This is a genomic window from Azospirillum argentinense (assembly GCF_000632475.1).
GTDB lineage: Bacteria > Pseudomonadota > Alphaproteobacteria > Azospirillales > Azospirillaceae > Azospirillum > Azospirillum baldaniorum.
Map to the genome: position 1 here is coordinate 371,417 of NZ_CP007796.1, position 17,596 is coordinate 389,012.

11 protein-coding genes are annotated in these 17,596 nt (G+C 69.7%); 8 read left to right on the top strand and 3 right to left on the bottom strand.

The window, feature by feature from the left end; genetic code table 11:
- Positions 1–10 precede the first annotated feature (10 nt).
- A complete protein-coding gene (locus tag ABAZ39_RS27955) occupies positions 11–841 on the bottom strand; it encodes an FkbM family methyltransferase (protein ID WP_051658654.1) in 831 nt (276 codons plus the stop codon).
- A 440-nt stretch (positions 842–1,281) separates the two neighbouring features.
- Between ABAZ39_RS27955 and ABAZ39_RS37245 the strand changes: the two genes are divergently transcribed.
- The 7 genes from ABAZ39_RS37245 to ABAZ39_RS27990 all read left to right on the top strand — a co-directional run bounded on the left by ABAZ39_RS37245 (position 1,282) and on the right by ABAZ39_RS27990 (position 9,826).
- Positions 1,282–3,270, top strand: coding sequence for a GumC family protein (locus tag ABAZ39_RS37245; protein ID WP_247881773.1), 1,989 nt, complete (start codon positions 1,282–1,284; stop codon positions 3,268–3,270).
- On the top strand, positions 3,261–4,001 hold the full coding sequence (locus ABAZ39_RS27965) for a polysaccharide biosynthesis/export family protein (RefSeq protein ID WP_247881774.1): 741 nt from the start codon (positions 3,261–3,263) through the stop codon (positions 3,999–4,001). The genes ABAZ39_RS37245 and ABAZ39_RS27965 overlap by 10 nt, the downstream gene beginning before the upstream one ends.
- Positions 3,998–4,810, top strand: coding sequence for a WecB/TagA/CpsF family glycosyltransferase (locus ABAZ39_RS27970; protein WP_040137545.1), 813 nt, complete (start codon positions 3,998–4,000; stop codon positions 4,808–4,810). Before ABAZ39_RS27965 ends, ABAZ39_RS27970 begins: the two co-directional genes overlap by 4 nt.
- Positions 4,807–6,129, top strand: coding sequence for a hypothetical protein (locus tag ABAZ39_RS27975; RefSeq protein WP_051658656.1), 1,323 nt, complete (start codon positions 4,807–4,809; stop codon positions 6,127–6,129). The genes ABAZ39_RS27970 and ABAZ39_RS27975 overlap by 4 nt, the downstream gene beginning before the upstream one ends.
- 257 nt (positions 6,130–6,386) lie before the next feature.
- Positions 6,387–7,235, top strand: coding sequence for a class I SAM-dependent methyltransferase (locus ABAZ39_RS33520; RefSeq protein WP_247874686.1), 849 nt, complete (start codon positions 6,387–6,389; stop codon positions 7,233–7,235).
- 9 nt (positions 7,236–7,244) lie between these two features.
- A complete protein-coding gene (locus tag ABAZ39_RS27985; protein WP_081863391.1) occupies positions 7,245–8,834 on the top strand; it encodes an exopolysaccharide biosynthesis polyprenyl glycosylphosphotransferase in 1,590 nt (529 codons plus the stop codon).
- Between the two features lie 38 nt (positions 8,835–8,872).
- On the top strand, positions 8,873–9,826 hold the full coding sequence (locus tag ABAZ39_RS27990) for a glycosyl hydrolase family 18 protein (RefSeq protein ID WP_040137546.1): 954 nt from the start codon (positions 8,873–8,875) through the stop codon (positions 9,824–9,826).
- 13 nt (positions 9,827–9,839) lie between these two features.
- Here the strand turns inward: ABAZ39_RS27990 and ABAZ39_RS27995 are convergent, their stop codons facing one another.
- Positions 9,840–10,580, bottom strand: coding sequence for a GntR family transcriptional regulator (locus ABAZ39_RS27995; RefSeq protein ID WP_040137547.1), 741 nt, complete (start codon positions 10,578–10,580; stop codon positions 9,840–9,842).
- 205 nt (positions 10,581–10,785) lie between these two features.
- Between ABAZ39_RS27995 and ABAZ39_RS28000 the strand changes: the two genes are divergently transcribed.
- Complete coding sequence (locus ABAZ39_RS28000) at positions 10,786–13,155, top strand: PHP domain-containing protein (RefSeq protein ID WP_040137548.1); 2,370 nt, start codon at positions 10,786–10,788, stop codon at positions 13,153–13,155.
- A gap of 97 nt (positions 13,156–13,252) precedes the next feature.
- Here ABAZ39_RS28000 and ABAZ39_RS28005 read toward each other — a convergent pair whose 3' ends face one another.
- Positions 13,253–17,557, bottom strand: a complete 4,305-nt coding sequence (locus ABAZ39_RS28005) for a response regulator (RefSeq protein WP_063922742.1) — start codon at positions 17,555–17,557, stop codon at positions 13,253–13,255.
- Between the last annotated feature and the right edge of the window lie 39 nt (positions 17,558–17,596).

The window sequence follows — 17,596 nt, forward strand, 5'->3', positions numbered from 1 at the left end:
GCTGGCGCGATCAGCTCCCGCTTGATTGGCCGAGCGCGGCGCGCAGCCGGTCGGCCACGCCGTCGCGCGCGACGAAGATGAAGTTGTTGATGTAGATCCGCCCCTTGACGCGATGGGTGCCCGCCGCGTTGAGGGCCGAGCGGGACTGGTGGCGATCCGGATCGAAGCCGTCCAGCGTGCACAGGCGTCCCGCCAGGACGAAGTAGCCGCGATAGCCCAGCGGGGCCAGCCGCGCCTGCAGCGCCGCCAGGGCTCCGGGATTGTGGCGCTCCTCCGCCTCGATCAGCAGGTTGGGACGGTCGCGCCCGATCAGGCGGAGGCCGCCGCCGACCACCGCGGACTCGTGCCCTTCCACATCGATCTTCAGGAAGCCGACCGGACGGTCGTCATAGCGGTCCAGCGTCCGGCGCGGGACGGTGACCGCGTCCACCTCCTCGCCATGGGCGCCCACCGCCCCCGCCTCGACCGAGGCCAGGGCGGACGAGCGTGGAACGTGCAGCACGATCGACCCGTCGCCATCGCTCAGCGCGCACCCCTCCACCCGCAGCCGGCCGGACGCGATCAGCGGCGCGAACTTGCTCTCCAGCAACGCCGCAAGCTTCGGGTTCGGCTCGAAGGCCGTCACGCTGGCCGCGGTGCGGCAAAGCCAGAAGGTGTAGATGCCGCTGTTGGCGCCGATGTCGTAGGCGGCCTCTCCCGGCGCGCACAAGGCGGGAAGCAGGCGCAGCTCCGGCTCGGCGTAATAGGGCGCGAGCCGGTCGCGAAGCCAGGTCAGCCGGCGGAACATCCGCGGGTGACGGAGTTCGATCGCGGCTTTCAGGGAGGACAGTCTGTGGTTCATGGCGCGTGGCTCGGTGGGGCTGGGGCCGGCATCCTGGCACCCAACCAAAAGTGAGGGGATTCGGCAAAAAGCAAATAGCTAAAAATTGAGACAAAATGCTTCAAAACCCCAACCACCCCATGACAGGTCTACACCGGACGTGGTAAACCCTACCAGTAAAGTGTTCGATCCACACGCTACGGTACCCGTAAAAGATGCTGTCCCAACATCTGGAAAATCGCAGGCAGAGTCAATCGGCTGACCAGCCGGATGGTTCGTCGGGTCAGCAATCGCATGGGGTCCTGTTCTCCAGCGGTGTGTCGGCATTTACGCCGCGCGACCTCCTGATACTCGCTTTTTATCACAAGCGTATCATCCTGATCGTCGCTCTTCTTTCGATCATTGCCGGACTGACCGCCGCCACCTATGCGCGCACGCGCTACGCCGCGGAAAGTCTGGTCATGATGATGATCGACCGCGCGCATGCGGGGATCAGCGACGTGGCCGGGACCCTGCCCTCCATCCTGTCGATCGACGGGCTGAAGTCGGTGGACAGCGAGATCCGCATCCTGGAAAGCCGCCGGGTGATCGAGGACACGCTGAGCGCGCTGGATCCGGTCACGCTGTTCCCGGAAATCGCCCGCCCGCGCCTCTTCGGCCTCCTGCCCGCCGACAGCCCGCAGGACCAGCTCGAAAAAGCCATCGACAAGTTCAAGCGCCGCCTTCAGGTGGAGCAGCAGTCCTCCTCCAACATCGTGCGCCTCAGCTTCAGCCACGAGGACCCGGATCTCGCCGCGGACACCGTCAACGCCCTGGCCGACGCCTACCTGAAGCGCCGCCGCGCGATCTTCGACGTTCCGCGCTCCCCCTTCCTCGCCTCCGAACTGGCCCGCCATTCCGACCAGCTGAAGAGCATCGAGGGGCAGATCCAGGCGCTGAAGTCGGAATACGACATCGTCGATCTCGGGCAGGAAAGCCTGCTGGCCGCCAACCAGGTGGACAGCATCGTGCAGCGCCGCCGGCAGACCCAGGAGCGCCAGGCGGCCCTTCAGGCGGAGGTCACGGCGGCCAAGAAACGGCTCGCCGCCCTGCCGGAGCGGGTGTTCGATTTCCGGGAGCAGAGCAACCAGACCCAGAACGACGACGACCGCAACGTGCTGCTCCGCCTGGAGCTGGAGCGCGACCGGATGGCCTCGCAGTTCCTGCCCGACTACCCGCCCCTCCAGGAGCTGGAGCGGAAGATCCGGACGGTCCGGCAGTCGATGAAGGGCGGCGACAAGCCGGTTTACAACACCACGCGCGAGGTCCGCAACCCGTCCATCCCCTTCCTGAACAACCATCTGCTGACGCTGGAGATCGAGCAGGACGCGGTGGCCCGGCAGCTCGACGAGCTGAACCGCCAGCACACGGTGGCGGTGGAGAAGGTCGGGCGCCTGCGCAAGGCGGAAAGCGAGCTGCGCGACCTGGAGCGCACGCGCGGCGTGATGGAGGACATCTACCGCGACTACGCCCAGCGCACCGAGGCCGCCCGCGCCGAGGAGGAGGCCGCCAAGGTGCGCTTCTCCAACGTGCGCGTCGTGCAGCCCGCGGTGGCCCCGGCGACCGGGACGAGCATGGCGCCGAGCTTCATCATCGCCGGTCTGGTCGGCGGCATCCTGCTGGGCGGGGCGGCCGGCGTGCTGGCGACATGGCTGCGCCAGGTCTACATCCTGCCGCATGAGATTGAGCGCGACCTGGGCGTCCCGGCCATCGCCAGCTTCTCCGACACCGACGGCGAGCTGGTGTCCCCCGGCGCCCAGCAGGAGTTGATCCATCTGGCCGCCCAATTGCGCGACCATGGCCTGGACGACCAGCCGATGGCGCTGATCCAGTTCGTGACCGCCAACGACGGCGACGGCGACGCCATCGTGGCGCGCGGGCTGGCGCTGGAATTCGCCAAGGGGCGGGGCCTGCGGACGCTGGTCATCGACCTCTGCGGCGACGGCACCGGCCAGCTGACGGCGATTAACGCAGGTGCCGACGGCGAGGCGGCTGGGGAAGCGGACAGCGGAGCCGGCGAGGGGCTGCCGACCATCGAGCCGCAGGGCACCGGCGATCTCGAAGCGCTGCCCTCCGCCGTGCCGTTGCTCTGGGTGTCGCGGCAGGCGACGGGATCGGCGCTGGGCAGCCTGCGCACCCCCATCGCCCAGTCGCGCCAGATGCTGGAACGGCTGAATCAACGCTTTGACATCATTTTGATTCTGTCGCCGCCGATCGGGAACAGCCATCTTGCCCGCCGGCTGTCGCCGATGGTGGATGCGAACATCCTGATCGCCCGCGCCGAGCACACCCGTGCGCCGGTCGCCGCACGGATGCGCGACTCCATCCTCGCGTCCGGCGGCGACATCGTCGGCTTGGTGCTGACCGGCCGTCACTTCCACATTCCACAGGTGATCTACCGATGGCTGTGATGCGGATGGCCGCGATGCGGGGCTTCCTGTTGGCGGCGTTGCTGGCGCTCGGCGCGTGCACCGGCCAGTCGTTGACTCCAAAGGAGACGATGCCCGAGGGCTTCGCCCGCTGGGAGGACTCCACCCCGCCCTACCGGCTGGGTCCGGGCGACCGCTTCCAGGTCAAGTTCATGCTCGCGCCCGACATGGACGAGGAGGTGATGATCGGTCCCGACGGCTCCGCCGGGCTGCGCATGGCCGGGCAGGTCGACGCCGCCGGGCTGACGCCGGGCGAACTGGCCACCGTGGTCGAGACGCGCGCGCGGCGTTGGATGCGCGCCCCGCAGGTCAGCATCGGGCTGAAGGAGACTCCGTCGAACCGCGCCTACATCGGTGGCGCCGTCGCCCGCCCCGGCACCTACCTGCTGAACGGCCGCATCGGCGTGATGGAGGTGATCATGCTGGCCGGCGGTTTCGACCGCGAGGCGCGGTACGAGGAGGTGGTGCTGATCCGCCGCAACCCCGAGAACAAGCCGATGCTGCGCACCATCGACACCCGCCGGTTCATCGAGACCGGGACAGCGGCCGGCGACGTGCCGCTGGTCGCCGGCGACATCCTGTTCGTGCCGCGCAGCTCCATCGCCGAAACCGGCCTGTGGGTCGAGCAGTTCATCAACCGCGTCGTCCCGTTCGAGCGCACGTTCAACTACACGATCAGCCGTCAAACCGGCGCGATCACGACCTTCCCATGATGACGCCCCAGACCGAACCGGGGCGGGAGCATCCCACGGACACCGTCTTCGGGGTCGCCATCACCCGCCTCGACGTGGCCGGTGCCGCCCAGGCCATCGCCGGACGTGCGCCGGCGGCCCCCTTCGCCTATGTCGTGACGCCGAACGCGCAGCATGTGGTGCGGCTTCACCGCGGCGGCGACGCCCAATTCCGCGCCGCCTACGACGGCGCGTGGCTGCGGCTGTGCGACAGCCAGATCATGCGGCACCTGTCCCGCCGGCTGTTCCGCAAGCCGTTGCCCAGCGCCAGCGGCAGCGACCTCACCGCCCACCTGTTCGCGCACGTCATCGCGCCGGACGATACCGTCACGGTGATCGGTGGCAACGACGAGCTGGAGCGCCGCCTGCGCGACCGCTTCGGCCTGACCCGGCTGACCCGGCACGACCCGCCGATGGGCTTCGCCGCCGACCCGCGGGAGGTCGAGCGCTGCGTCCGCTTCGTGCTGGACCACCCGGCCCGCTTCGTCTTCCTGGCGGTCGGCGCACCGCAGTCGGAGTGCCTGGCGCTGGCCATCCGGAACACCGGACAGGCCACCGGCGTCGGGCTGTGCGTCGGCAGTTCGCTGCTGTTCGTGACGGGACTGGTCGAACGCGCGCCGCCGCTGTTCCGCCGCTTCGCCCTGGAATGGCTGTACCGGCTGGGCCAGAACCCGCGCGGCCACGCCCGGCGGGTCTTCGTGGAATCCCTGCCGCTGCTCGGCATCGCGCTGTCGGCCTGGTGGTCGGAGCAGCGGGGTCAAGCGCGCCCGAAGCCGGCGGCGCGCCCATGATCGTCGAGCTGGGAGCCCGGCAGCGCGGCCGCATCCTGTCGCCCGTCCGGGTGGCGGCGCCCCGCCGTGCCCTGCCCGGCTCCCTGACGGTGATGATCCTGCTGGCGGTGCTGCCCCTCTTCGGGCAGAGCTTCCATTATCTGGTCGATGTCCCGCCGCTCTATGCCCTGTCGAAAAGCTGGCCGGTCCTGACCATCCCGCTCGCCGTCTACGCGTTGGCGCAGATCGAGCTGCCGTTCAAGTCGCTGTGCATCGCCCTGCTCGCCTACCTCGTGGCGATCACCCCGGCAGTGTCCATGGTCCAGCTCGGCAACGGGCTGACCGATGCTATGGCGACCACGGTCAAGGTCTGGCCCTTCGCCTATTACTTCTCCCTCGCCGCCCTTCTGACGATGCTGCGCCCGACGCTGCCGCAAGTGCGCGGCGCGCTGATCGCGCTCGGCGCCGGCACCTTCGTCATCATGCTCGCTCTGTGGCTGGTCATCCCGCCGGAGGCCTACGCCACCGACCCGCTGAAGAGCAAGCTGCTGATGTACGACGTCGAGCGCGGCCCGCGCATCTTCATGCCGATGTTCTTCGGCGTGCTCTTCCTCTTCTACCTGTCCCGGCGGTTCTGCGCGTACCGGGAATGGTGGACCATCCCGCTGCTGCTGGTCGGGCTGCTGCTGATGGTCCTGATCTACAAGCAGCGCACGGCTCTGGGCAGCGTCGTCCTGGTGGTCGGCTTCGCCATGATCACCTCGGCGCGCGGCTGGTGGCGGATCCTGGCGGTCGGCATGGCCCTGCTGGCAACGGTCGTCCTGGCGGCCGTCTACAGCGCGGACCTTGCCAACCGAGCCGAGCAGATGCTCGGCGCCTCCCTCTCGATCCGCCAGAACTCCATCGTCCTGGCGCTCGACTACCTGGAGGTGACTCCGTTGCGCTGGCTGCTGGGGGTGGGCGCCGTCACCCGCTTCAGCAACGTGACCCTGGCGGACATCCTGGGCAACAATCAATTCTACCTCGCCGACATCGGCTGGATCGGCATCGTCTTCGAATACGGCGTCATCGGCGCGGTGCTGATCGCGGCCTTCTACGTCGCGGCGCTGCGCAGCGCCCGCAAGGCCGCCACCGGCGACGATCCCATGACCCAGGCGCTGGGCGATTACGTCCTGTTCGCCCTGGCCACCTCGACCATCTACTCCGTCGTCTTCACGCCCGGCGAGGTCGCCAGCGTGATGGCGCTCGCCCTCTACTGGCGCAACGCCCGCCGGCAGGCCGGCGCCCAGCGCCCCCTTCACCCACCGAAACGCCCGGTCTTCGGCATGGGAAGACCATGACCGCCGCCGCGTCCCCGGCCTTGCTCCGCCGATGTCTGCAACGTGATCGCCATGCATGGCGGGAACCACCAATCATGAGCATGACCAATGAATCGCAAGGCGAGCGCAGCAGGATCACCAGGCTACACCCCTCCGGAAATCTTCAAAATGCGACAGAATTGCAAAACTCGGTTGTGACTCTTTGTCGAAATTTATCGTATCGGCGTCGCCAATACTTGCTTAAGCCATTTTGAACAGTGTGGTAGTAAGAGGTCATCATGTCACCTCAACCCCCAATAGCATTTTCGTCGGCGCTGCACCGCTATGTGCATGGCGGCCATCGCCGTGTGGACGGCTGGCTGTCGCGCCTGGACGCCAGCCTGATCGCCACGGTCGGCGTCTGGCAGAGCGCCGAGGGCGTGGCGGGGAGCGTCGGCGAGATCGGCGTCCATCACGGACGGCTGTTCATCCTGCTGGCGCTGGTACGCCAAGCGGGTGAGCGGGCCTTCGCCATCGATCTGTTCGACGACCAGCAATTCAACGTCGACCAGTCGGGACAAGGCGACGAGACGGCCTTCCGCGCCAACCTCGTCCGCTTCGGGATCGAACCGGCGTCGGTCGAAGTGGTCAAGGGCAACTCGACGACTCTCGCCTGGACCGGCCTCGCCGGCCGGCTGGGTCCCGCGGTCCGCCTGTTCAGCATCGATGGCGGCCACACCGCCGACATCACGCGCCACGACCTGGGCATCGCCGACGACAGCCTCGCCGACGGCGGGGTGATCGTCCTCGACGACTATTTCAACCCGGAATTCCCTGCCGTGTCCGAGGGCATGTGCCGCTTCATGGCCGATCGGCCGGGAGCCCTCGCCCCTTTCGCCATCGGCGACAACAAGCTGCTTCTGGCCCGCCCGGACTGGGCGGAGCGCTACCGCGCCATGCTGGTCGGCGCGATGGCTTCGCGCCATTTCGTGCGCGACACCGAGCTGTTCGGCCAGCCCGTCACCGTGTTCCGCACGCCGCGGACGCCGATGCAATTCATCCGGCAGACCGGCCTGACCCGCCGGCTTCGCTCCCACCCGCTGGGGCAGGCGTTGAAGCCGATCATCCGCCGCTTCGTGCAGGGGTAAGAAACCGCCATGCGCGACGACGTGCAGGTCCGTTCTCCGGCTGAAGAGCGAAGCGCCGTTCCGGACCCTGCCGCGTCGTCGCCGCCGGCCACCCCGCCAGACGTCGCACCGGACGCCGCACCGCCGGACGTCGCGCCGCCTCCCGGTGACTTCGCCGGGGCGCGGGATGGCTGGCTGCACTGGACCCACGGGTTGGTCAACCGGCTGGTGAAGGGGACGGACGGGTTCCTGCTGGCGCTCGCCGGCCTTGCCGCCTGGGCCGTCTGGACCGCCCGGACAGACGGCGAGTCCTTCGACGACGGCCGCCTGCTCATCCAGGCCGTCATCTTCACGGCCATCACGCTCGGCGTCTATCTGCGCGCCATGACCACCATCGGCGCCTACCGGGTCGAGAATTACCGGCACTGGGGCAAGTCGCTGCTGGACGTGGTCGGCGGCCTGCTGCCGGCCGGAACCGTCCTGTCCCTGCTCATCTGGGCTTTCCTTCCGGAGGTCGGCCCATCGGACATGCTCGCCTTGTGGGGCGGGACGGCGCTCGCCGCTCTGGGGGCGGGACGAGCCGTGGCGGCGCGGGGCGTGCGGCTTCTGGAGGAGCGCGGGGTGCTGCGCCGCCGGGTCGTCATCCTGGGCGCGACCGACGTCGCGGAGCGGATGATCGCCCACCTGTCCCTGCCGGAGCACCGGGCGAACTACAGCATTCTCGGCCTGTTCGACGACCGCGACAGCGACCGCCGGCCGGCGTCCCTGGCCGGCCTCCCGGTGTCCGGCGACCTGACGGACTTCAAGCGCTTCCTGCCGGACAACCGTGTCGACATGGTCGTCATCGCCCTGCCCTGGCGGGCGGCGATGCGCATCCACAGCCTGCGCATGCAGCTTCAGATGATCTCCCTCGACATCCTGATTCCGCTGGACGAGGAGAGCATCCGGCTGCGGCTCGCCAACCTGCGGCACATCGGCGACATCCCGGCCCTTCTGGTGATGCGGCAGCCGCTGCGCGGCATGCAGATCGTCGTGAAGCGGATCGAGGACGTCGCCGTCGCCGGCCTGGGTCTGCTCGTCGCCTCACCCTTCATGCTGGCCGCGGCCATCGCGGTCCGCCTGGATTCGTCGGGGCCGATCATCTTCCGGCAGACCCGCGTTGGCTTCAACAACCGCCCCTTCACGATGCTGAAGTTCCGCACCATGAAGGTGGACGACAGCGACGACGGCGCCGTCGGCACCAGCCGCGACAACCCGCGCATCACCCGCGTCGGCCGCTTTCTCCGCCGGACCAGCATCGACGAGCTGCCCCAGCTCTTCAACGTGCTGACCGGCGACATGTCGGTGGTCGGCCCACGCGCCCATGTCCCGAACATGCGGGTCGGCAACCAGCGCTACGCCGAGGTGGCGCGCGAATACGCGGCGCGCAGCCGCGTCAAGCCGGGGATCACCGGCTGGGCCCAGATCAACGGCATGCGCGGCGGCATCCACACCGTCGAGAAGGCGCGCGTCGGGGTTGACATGGACATCCACTATATCGAGAACTGGTCGCTATGGCTCGATGCAAAGATCATCATCAGCACCGTGACCACCGGCCTGTTCGGGCGCGACGTGTTCTAGGCGCCCTGGCCCTCGCCGCCGGGCTGCTGGCGGGTGGCATGACGGATGCGAAAGCGGGCACGGGCGCGCAAGGTCTGCCGGCGCGTCCCCTGCTCGTCTATCACGACAGCTGGTACGAGCGCCCGGCCACCGGCCCGGCCGCCACGACTCTGGCGACGCTTCCCGGCTACATGAATCTGGTCGCCCTGTCCTTCGTCCGGCCGGACGCCACTTATCCCGGCCGCCTCGACCTCAAGGAAACCGGCTTGCAGTACGGCTTTCCCGGCACGGTGCTGAGGGACGCCATCGCGCTGTTGAAGCAGCGCCAGCCGGGCACCCGCGTGCTGCTCGCCGTCGGCGGGGCCAACTACGCCAATTGGGACGCGCTGAACCTCGACGCGCTGGTGCGGCTGGTCCAGGACCTGGGCGTCGACGGGATCGATCTGGATTTCGAACCGGTGTCCCCCGGCTGTTCGGTCCGGGGCCGGGTGCGCTGCCTGTCCGACGCGATGTGGCTGGATTTGGTCGCGCGTTTCCGCGCCGCCTTCCCGCGCCCCCTGCTGCTGACCGTGCCGGGCTGGAGCATCGGGGCCTATGGCGAGGGCGCCTTCCGCGACGCCCAGCCGCGCGGCCCCCACACCGGGTCGATTCTCAACCTGCTGCGCTCCCCGCAGGCGGCGGCGATCGACCTCGTCTCCATCATGGCCTATGAGGGCGGCCCGACCTTCGATCCCTGGCAGGCCTGGCAGGCTTACCGGCAGGTCTGGAAGGGGCCGCTCGCCCTCGGCGTCCAGGTGCCGCCGAGCCAGCTCGGCGGGCCGACCTACACGGTGCCGCTGGCGGAACAGCTCGCCCGGAACGTCGCGCAGGACCCGCAGGGCGGCATGATGCTCTACCCGCTTCTGGGGCGTCCGCCCGGCACGCTCGGGCCGGACAATCCCGACGGACGCCTGCTGGCCCAGGCGCTGTGCCGCGGGCTGGGCCTCGACGGTTGCGCCGAGACGCTGCGCTGAGCGGTCCGCGGCTTTACCCCTCCCAGCGGTGGGACAGCACGAAGCTGTAACGCTCCGGACGGACGTGGAAGACGGCGTGGTCGGCGCAAGTGCCGTCAGCGAAGAACGACCGCCGGATCATCACCAGGACCGGCATCCCCGCCGTCCCGCCGAGCGGTTCGGCGACCGCCGCACCGGCGGCCTCGGCCTTGACCTCGACATCGGCGCCGACCACCGGCTGCCCGGTGACCTCCCTGAGGATGGCGTAGACCGGCCTCTCCCCCGCCGCCGCCCAGTCGACGCCCTCCAGGTCCGGAGACAGCAGGCTGCGCCCCAGCGCCACCGGCTCCCCATCCACCAGATGCAGGCGGCGCACCTCCAGGCAGCGCGGGCCGAACGCCCCCGTCAGGTCCGGCGGTGTGACGGTCATGCCCGCCGACAAATGGCGCATGCTGGCGTTCAGCCCCTGGAGCCGCAGGGATTCGTGGAAGCTGCGCAGCCGGTCCAGCGGGTGGCGGACGCGCTTGCCCGCCGTGAAGGTGCCCTTGCCCTTGCGCCTCTCGATCAACCCTTCCGCTTCAAGCCGGTCGAGCGCGAGGCGGACCGTCACCCGGCTGACCGCGAAGCGGATGCCGATCTCGCTCTCGCTCGGCAGGCGGCCCGACGGCTCGAACCGGCCCGCGGCGATCTCCTCGCGCAGGCGGTCGGCGATCTGCCGGTAGAGGGCCGTCGCGTTGTCGCGCACCAAACTGTCCCGCACCAAATTGTCCCGCATCGGGGCCACCGTTCCCTCCCTGCCCGTGGCGATCGTGTCCGCGCCTTGATGCCACCGCAGTCCGGCCGGCTCAAGCGCGCCGATCCTCCCCGAACACGGCACCATCCGGTGGGACGCCCCACATGTCTTATATTGTATCATCGAACTTGTTATGCAATGTATTAGCCGTTGCGGCGCGCCGCCCCCATGCCCGAGGTCCCGTCCCATGAGCGATCCCGTCCCCGCCGGCCACATTGCCCCCGCCGGCCTTTACGAGCGGAACAAGGCCCGTCCCTTCCTCGGCGCCACCGCCTGCTCCCACCGGCGGCTGGTGGCCGGCGAATGGACGGAGGTGACGCTGGTCTACGAGGTCGGCGGGTCGGGCCTCGCCGACGGGGCGGGGATCAAGCTGGCGATGAAGTTCTATTCGGACTGGGCGCTGTTTCAGACCAGCGACCCCACGGCGGCCAACTTCGTCTCCGCCGAGTACGAGGCCGGGCCGCTGGTGCCGGGGCAGAGCCCGGCCACCGTGCAGGCGCTGAAGGTGCGCTTCGACCAGAAGGGACACGAGCGGCCCTACCAGAAGGCCATCGTCATCGACGTGATCGACGGCTACCTGAATCCCGGCGACCGCATCGTGATCCGGCTGGGCGACCGGCGCCAGGGCGGGCCGGGCACGCGGGTGCAGACCTTCGTCGAGCAGGGCTTCCGCTTCCGCGTCTTCATCGACCCGCTGGGCAGCCAGAAATACGCGGAGGTGCCGGGCGACTGCGTGATCGACATCGTGCCGGGCGTTCCCGCCGCCCTACGGCTGGTCGCGCCGCGGCTGATCGCCCCCGGCCCGGCCGTGCTGCTGCTGCGCGCCGACGACGCCTGGGGCAACTGCTGCCTTGACGCCACGCTGGACGCCACCCTCACCGTCACCGGGCCGAATGGCACGGGGCCGGAGGGCGAAAGCGCACGGACGGTCGCGTTGGTCCCCGATCCCCAGGCGAACGGCTGGCTGGTCCGGCGCGAGGCGCTCGACCTCGGCGCCGGGGAATGGCGGATCGCCGCGACGGCGCCGGGCCTCGCCTCCGCCGAAGCCTTCATCACCGCCGAGGACGCGGCGCCGCGCGCCGTCTACGCCGACCTGCACGTCCATTCCAACGACACGGTGGGCACCAACGACACCGCCTACAACCTGTCCTACGGGCGCGACGTGGCCGGGCTGGACGTGCTGGGCTACACCGCCAACGACTTCAACGTGACGGAGCGCGCCTGGACCGAGGCGGTCGGCCTGATCGACCGCTACAACGAGCCGGACCGCTTCGTCTGCTACCCCGGCACGGAATGGTGCGGCAACTCCGCGGCGGGCGGCGACCACAACGTGATCTTCCTGCGCGACGGCCAGCCGCGCTTCCCGGCGGACGGGCGGGGCCAGCCGGTGCGCTCCTTCGAATGGAACGAGTCGACCCGCGGCGCGCTGCGCCCCGGCGCTTGGCCGCTCGACGATCTCTACACCGCGTATCAGGACGACCCGGAGGGCCATCTGCTGATCCCCCATGTCGGCGGGCGACGCTGCAACCTCGACTGGCACCACCCGGAGCTGGAGCGGCTGATCGAGATCGGGTCCGCCTGGGGCCAGTTCCACTGGGTCTATGCCGAGGCTCTGGCCCGCGGCTACCGGCTCGGCGCCTCGGCGAGCAGCGACGAGCATCAGGGGCGCTGCGGCGGCGGGGCGCCGGCGACCGCGGTGTTCGGCGCGCGCGGCGGGCTGACCGGCGTCTTCGCCGACCGGCTGGACCGCGCGTCGGTGGGCCGGGCGATGCGCGCGCGGCGGACCTTCGCGACCACCGGGGAGCGCAGCTTCGCCAGCCTGCGTCTGGGCGACCGCTGGATGGGCGAGGTGGTGCAGGCCGCCGCTGGCGACGCGCTGGATTACCGCCTGCTCGGTGACCGCGGGTGGGAGAATCTGCGCCTGTTCGACGGCGACCGGCTGGTCTGGGAACGCGACCTGCACCGCGAGCTGGGCCTGTCGGAGAGGAAGATCCGCCTGCGGCTGGGCGGCGCCCGCATCAAGGACCGCTACCGCGGCGCCTATTGGGACGGCGGGATCACCGTCACCGGCGCCGCCGTGCAGCGGGTCGAACCCTTCGGCTTCGACCATCCGGAACAGGGCTGCTGGCGCCGCGACGCCACCACCGTCGCCATCCGCACCGTCACCCACGGCGACAGCGACGGGGTGGAATTGGCGCTGTCGCGGCTGGCCGGCGCGCGAATCCAGGTGCGGCTCGCCATTGGCACCTACGTGAAGGTCGGCAACCCGCTGACCCCGCCGCCCAACCCGCACGCCCCGGAGGCGGTTCTGGACATCGACGGCGACGCGCTGCTGGCCGACGCCGACGCCGGACGGGTCACGCGTGTTCTGCCCGGCACGGAACTGGAGGTGACGGTGGAACGGGTCACCGAGGCGCCCCTGCCCCGCGACCTCGCCGGGCGCATCCCGCTCGCCGACCTCGCCCTCGCCCCGGGCCGCGAACATCCGCTGTTCCTGACCGCACGCCAGCGCGACCAGTCGCGGATCTGGACCTCGGCGCTGTTCCTGACGCCGTGAGCGAAGGCCACCGCGCCCATCATCAAGCCCTCTGTCAAGTCCGCAGTGGCGGGACGGAGGGCGGCCCGGCTGTAGTCGCCGGCGACGGAAAGGGCGCTCAGCAGGGCGGCTTCACCGCCTTGTCCAACGCCTCGGCCAAGGCGGCGGCGTCGTAGGGCTTCGGCAGGTGCACGCCGCCGGCGGGCGCCCGGTCGGCCCCCGACGCGAACACCACCGGCAGGGCCGGGTGACGTTTGCGCAGCGCGGCGGCCAGCTGCTCTCCCGATTGTCCCGGCAGGCTGATGTCGGTCAGCAGCGCGTCGACGGGCTGGGTCTCGGCAATCGACAGGGCTTCCTCGGCGTTGCCCGCTTCGACGACCGAATGGCCGAGCCCGGTCAGCATCTCCACCGTGACGAGGCGGATCAGCGCATCGTCCTCCACCACAAGCACGCGCAGGCCCTGACGGCCGTCCGCCGTCGCCGTCGCGGGTTCGGCGGATGGATTCGCGGTCGCTTCCCTTTTTCCGGACTGCCCCATGGATCGCTGCTGCTGGTTGCGCAGGACATGCCGAACCTTACGGGACAGCGCCTCGCGGGTGTAGGGCTTGCTCAACAGTTCAACGCCGAGATCGAGCCGCCCGCCATGCACGATCGCGTTCTCGGTGTAGCCCGAGGTGAACAGGACCGCGATCCCCGGCAGACGCTCCTTCGCGCGGCGCGCCAGATCCGGGCTGCGCAGCGGCCCCGGCATGACGACGTCGGTGAACAGCAGGTCGATCGGCACCCCGCTTTCCACAATGGCCAGCGCGCTCTGCGCGTCCCGCGCCTTGAGCACGCGATAGCCCAGATCGGCCATCATCTCGACCACGGTCGCCCGCACGTCGTCATCGTCCTCGACCACCAGCACGGTTTCCGACCCGCCCGCCTCCGGCCCATTGTCGATCACCGTCACGACGTCTTCCGCCTGATGCGCGCGCGGAAGATACACGCGGACCGTGGTCCCCTGGCCGGGTTCGCTGTAGATCTTGACGTGCCCGCCCGACTGCTTGACGAAGCCGTAGACCATGCTGAGGCCAAGGCCGGTGCCCTGCCCTTCGGGCTTGGTCGTGAAGAACGGTTCAAAGACGTGATCCAACACGTCCGGCGGGATGCCGCAGCCGGTGTCCGTCACCGCCAGCATGACGTACTGGCCGGGTTCCACCTCGGCGTGCCGGGCGGCGTAGGGATCGTCCAGGAAGGCGTTGCCGGCCTCGATGGTCAGCCGGCCGTGGCCGTTCATGGCGTCGCGGGCGTTGATCGCCAGATTGAGCAGCGCGTTCTCGACCTGGCTCTCGTCGGCGAAGGTGGTCCACAGGCCGCCGGTGATCATGGTCTCGATCTCGACCCCCTCGCCGAGCACGCGGCGCAGCATCTCGTCGAGCCCGCGGACGAGCCGGCCCAGATTGACCACGCGGGGGGCGAGGGGCTGGCGGCGGCCGAAGGCGAGGAGCTGGGAAACCAGCTTCGATCCCCGGCTGACGCCGCTCAGCGCGTTCTGAAGCCGCTGCTCGGCCCGGTCGTTCCCCGCGATGTCCTTCGCCAGGAGTTGGAGGTTGCCGGAGATCACCTGGAGAAGGTTGTTGAAGTCGTGCGCCACCCCGCCGGTCAGCTTGCCGACCGCATCCATCTTCTGGGCTTGGCGAAGCTGCGCCTCGACCTGCTCCCGCTCGGTGATCGCCGAGGCGATGCGCTGCTCCAGCAGGTCGTTGAGGCGTCTTTGCGCGTCCTCGACCTCCTTGCGCTCGGTGATGTCGATCACCGAACCGATGTAGCCGAGGAATCCGCCCTCCGCGTCGAAGCGCGGGGCGGCGGCGTCGATCGCCCAGCGATAGGCCCCATCGACCCGTCGCAGCCGGTACTCCAACCGGAACGCTTCCTTCTTCGCGTTGGCGGCCAGGAACATGTCCTCGGCGGCCTGACGGTCGTCGGGATGAGTCGCTTCCAGCCAGCCGAAGCCCAACCCCGTCTCGGGAGTCTGTCCGGTGAACTCGTACCAGGACTTGTTGAGATAGGTGCAGGAGCCGTCGAGTTCGGTGACCCAGACCATCACCGGGGCGTGGTCGGCGAGATTGCGGAAGCGCGCCTCGCTCTCGCGCAGCGCGTTGTCCACCTCGCGGCGCAGGCGCACCATGGCCAGGGCGGTGTCGACGCGGGCGATCAGCTCGCGCGCCGAGAACGGCTTGACCAGATAATCGTCGGCGCCGGCCGACAGGCCCTCGACGCTCGCCTCCTCGCCCGCCCGGGCCGACAGCAGGATGACCGGCAGGTCGCGCAGGTCGGCATCCTCGCGGATCGCGCGCAGCAGGCCGAAGCCGTCCAGCACGGGCATCATGATGTCGGTCAGAACGAGGTCCGGTCGGTTCGCGCGCATCGCCGCCAGGGCCGCCTGACCGTCGGGCACCGCCTCGACCGCGTAGCGGCCATTGAGAAGGCGGCTCACATAGTCACGCATGTCGGCGTTGTCGTCGGCCAGCAGGAGGCGCGGACACCCACCCGTCTCCGGCGCCACCACCGTCTCCGCGGCGCCGATGAAGGGGACCGGCGCTCCGCCTTCGGCGGCGGCCGAGCCGGGCAGCCAGCGCAGTGCCTCCTCCACATAGGTTTGAGTACGCGCGCCAGCTGGGGCGCCGGTCGGCTCCGCCAGGACGCGCTCCTGCGGAAGGTGGGCGGTGCCGAACGGCACGGTGACGATGAAGACCGAACCGTGGTCCATCTCGCTCTCGACCCGGATCGTGCCGCCGTGCAGTTTGACGAGTTCCTGGACCAGGGCGAGGCCGATGCCGGTGCCCTCATGGCTGCGGCCCCGCGCGCCTTCGACCCGGTGGAAGCGCTCGAACAGGCGCGGCAGTTCGGATTCGAGGATGCCCGTGCCGGAATCGCTCACCCGGAGTTCGGCGCCCTCGCCCACCGGCCTCAGCGACACCGCGATCGCGCCCTGGAAGGTGAATTTGAAGGCGTTCGACAGCAGGTTGAGGACGACCGTCTCCCACATGCCGCGGTCGACATGGACCGGACCGAGAAGCGGCGGGCAGTCGACGACGAGGCGCAGCCCGGCCCGCTCGCAGGCCGAGCGGAAGCCGCTCGCCAGTTCGGCCGTGTAGAACGCGAGGTCGGTCGGCTCGTAGCGCGCCTGGGTCCGCCCGGCCTCGATGCGCGAGAAATCCAGGAGCGCGTTGACGAGCTTGAGCAGGCGCTGCCCGTTGCGGTGGACCACCACCAGGTCCTCGCGATGGTCCGCCATCCGCTCCGGCTCGGCCTGCAACACTTCCTCCAACGGCCCCAGCATGAGGGTCAGCGGCGTGCGGAACTCGTGGCTGACGTTCGAGAAGAACACCGTCTTGGCGCGGTCGATCTCGGCCAGCATCTCGGCCCGCCGACGCTCGGCCTCGTAGGTCTGGACGTTGGTGATGGCCGCGGCGATCTGCCCCGCCACCAGCCCCAGGAAGCGCCGGTAGCCGTCGTCGAACAGGCGGAACGGATTCAGGCCGACGACGAGAAGGCCGGCCCGCCCCGCCTCGCCGCTGGCAGGAACCGGAATCGCCGCGGCCTGGGCCGGCGGACGCCGCCAGACGCCGGGCGGAAGGTCGGCGCCGAACGTCGCAGCGAGATCGTCGACCAGCACCGGGTCGTGGAGCGTCGGGGTGAAGGGCCACACCGATGTGCCGTCCACCGCCAGCGTTTCCGGAGCCGCCGGATGGCCGCGCCCGATGCCGCAGGACCCGGCGAGGGCCGCGCTGGCCCCATCGGGCTCGGCCACATAGAGCAGCGCGAAGGGCATGTCCCGCGGGTTGGTGGCGAGCGCCTGAGCGCTGCGCTCGCACACCTCCGGCAGGGTCCGGGCGTCGGCGGTGCCGGCGGCCAGATCGCGCAGCAGGGTGAGCTGCCGTTCGCCGATGATCCGCTGCGTGTCGTCGGAGTTGGCGCAGATGATGCCGCCGGGGCTGCCGTCGTCGTCGGGAACCGGGCTGTAGGAGAAGGTGTAGTAGGTCTCCTCCGGGTAGCCGTTGCGCTCCATGACAAGGAGCTGCCCCTCGACGTAGGTCCCCTCGTCCCCCGTCATGGCGGTTGCCAGCATCGGTCCGATGTCGCCCCAGATCTCCCGCCACACGACCGAGGTCGGCCGCCCGAGCGCCCAGGGATGCTTGCCGCCGATGATCGACTTGTAGGCGTCGTTGTAGAGATAGATCAGGTCCCTGCCCCAGCCGATCCAGATCGGCTGGCGGGAGGTCAGCATGATCCGCACCGCCGTCTTCAGGCTGCGCGGCCAGTCCTCGGGCGGACCGAGCACCGTCGATGCCCAGTCGAACGCGCGCATCTGGGCGCCCATCTCGCCGCCGCTGGCGAGGAAATCGGGAGCGGTGGAGACGTCGGTCTCGTTGGACATACGCAGGCGTCCCGTCCTTTGTTCCAAACCCCCTCTACA